Genomic DNA, 2,338 nt, shown 5'->3' with positions numbered 1-2,338 from the left:
CCTCGGCGCCCGAGAGGCTCCAGCGGGCACCGGAGCGGTCCATCCGGTGGACGATGAGGCTGCGGCAGGTGCCCTCGATCACTCCGGTGGCGATCGGCAGGCCGGCTTCGAGGCAGTCGCCGTAGGGGAGGTAGCGACGGTGCTTCACGAGGTAGTCACAGGCATCGTCCACCGGCTCGCGATCTTTCTTAGCCAGGTCCCTGTGGGTGGCTGCGGCGCGCATTCCGCCGGCGACTTGCGAGGCCCAGCCGGAGAGAACCCTCTGGGCGCGGGTGCGGACGTAGCTCTGCTGTTGCCACTTGTCCTCAGGGCACAGGGCGCGGGCCGCGGCCCACAGGCGCTGGAGCACGTGGAAGAAGTCGAGGACGATCTGGAACTGATACTGCTTTTGGAACCTGCGCACCAGCCGAAGTTGGTGCGGTTCTCCATCCACCAGGACCACCCATGTACGGCGTCGTTGGGGATCGCGTGCTGCGGCCTCGGCAAAGGCCTCCGCCATGACCTCCTCCGGCTGCCGAGCCAGGCTTGCCCACACCCGCTTGCTCCTCGGCCTGGGCCGGGCCTGCTTCTTCTGCTGCTTTCTCTTGCGCCGTGGAGGCATCGCCGTGGAATCGTCGATGGGAAACAAGCCCTCGACGATGTCGAGGGGAGTGCGGACAAACGGCGCCACGTTGTACACCGTCGCCACGATCGCCATGCGCTTGCAGCCAGGCCGCGCGTTCTTCTCACCCTTCCTGCGAAGCTTCGTACTCTCCCGCAGATCCTGCTCCCGCACCACGACACCCTTGCCGTCGAAGCTGATGATCAGCAGCGGCAGGGGCTCCTCGGCAGGGGCTTCTTCACCGGGTTCGGTCGCTTCTCTTCCCGCCTCGCTGCGCGCCTTGTAGAAGCTCTGGAAATCCACCGCTGCACGACCTGCCAGCTCCTCGACTTGGCGCTTGGGAATCTTCACCCCTGTCTGACGCTCGATCGCTTCCTGCCCTTCTTCGAACGAGCCTCGGGCCGTCTCCCACGCCACCTTTCTGCGCAGCTCAAGGGAGTAGCTCTCGCGTGGCAGGTTCATCTCGCCATCGAGAGGATGCAAGCTCCCCTCCCCAGCTCGGGCGTACCCCGTACGGGGCACCTCGATCTCACCGAAGCTCGTGACCAACCCACGTTGGTGGCTTCGCTTCTCTGACCGCCTCAAGCCTTCGGCATCGATGACCGGACCCTCTGCCTCCCCCGGAGCACGCATCTGCACATGGGCGGCCAACAACTTCCGCAGCAACTCCCGACCCTCTTGCTCAAGCTGCCGTTCGAGATCGCTCTCCGTCATCCTTCCCGCCTCCATCGACTTGAGAAATTCCGCCATCGCTCCGAACTGCTCCTCGGCCTCCTCGAATCCATCGTCCTCTGGTTCTCGAACAAGTGCAAGGCCCATGCGACCTCCCCGGGCCTCTCTCTCCGCGCCGCCCCATTGCGGCTTCAAGCTGGCCCGGGAAACCACCTTGTCACACGCATCGAGATTTGTCCAGCCCCGAGAGACCAATTCCATGGAACCACGCCAACATTGGCCGTCAGCGTGCAAAGGTCGGCCGATTCTGCTCGCTCGCGAACCACGAGCAGGTCCTAAACCACTGAAAACACACGCCTCAACACTCTACGAGAAGGAGCCGCACTCCATTTCGAGGCCGCACCGTTGTCGGGCGCTACTTCCCGAGCCAGGCGCGATTCTCGGGCTGCGGCTCCGCCGTCTTGTAGATGACCGCCGCCGCGCCTCTCCGCTCGATCTCCCGGTCGAAGTGCTCCACAACCGCGTCCCGCCGCGCCAGCAGCGCCCGCAGCTCGCCCGAGGTCAGGCAGTCACGCAGCCGGCTCTTGATCTGCTCCCGGCTCAGGCCGCGCAGCCGCTCGAGCAGCGCCCCCTCGATCTGGACCAGGCTGGCCGGGTTGCTCAGCGTCCTGTGGCGCCTGAAGGCGCGGGTGAAATCGATCATCCAGACCTTCCAGTCGCGGGTGATCAGGATGTTGCTCTGATGGGGATCGGCGTTGTAGATCAGCTGGTTGAAGACCCGTCTGCGGTGGCCCTGCTCTCGCCACGAGCGCGGAAACGGGGGTTTGACGTCGCCGGCGCGCCGGTCCTTCTCCATCATCAGAACGTCGCTGACCCACCAGGTGAAAGCGGCCATTTCTCCCCTGAAGCTGCGCTTGATCGACACCGGTACCATGTGCAGACCCAGCAGCCGGTCCATGCGATAGGCCGCGATGTTGTAGCGGTAGCTGTCGCGAAAGTACAGCGCGACGTCCTTCCCCGGCCCGGCCTTGTATTTGTGCTTGACGGCATCGACGGTCTGGATAT

2 protein-coding genes are annotated in these 2,338 nt (G+C 64.8%); both read right to left on the bottom strand.

Annotated elements, in window-relative coordinates; translation table 11 throughout:
- Positions 1 to 1,420: ISKra4 family transposase (locus GY769_15015; GenBank protein MCP4203232.1), on the bottom strand; the 1,420-nt coding region annotated here is incomplete at its 3' end.
- Positions 1,421 to 1,688: 268 nt separating this feature from the next.
- A partial coding sequence (locus GY769_15010; GenBank protein MCP4203231.1) for a hypothetical protein occupies positions 1,689 to 2,338 on the bottom strand: 650 nt, incomplete at its 5' end.

It is taken from the genome of bacterium, from assembly GCA_024224155.1.
In the GTDB taxonomy this organism is placed as follows: Bacteria; Acidobacteriota; Thermoanaerobaculia; order Multivoradales; family JAHEKO01; genus CALZIK01.
Note: the sequence above shows the minus strand (reverse complement) of the source record. Positions and strands in the feature narration are given on the sequence as shown.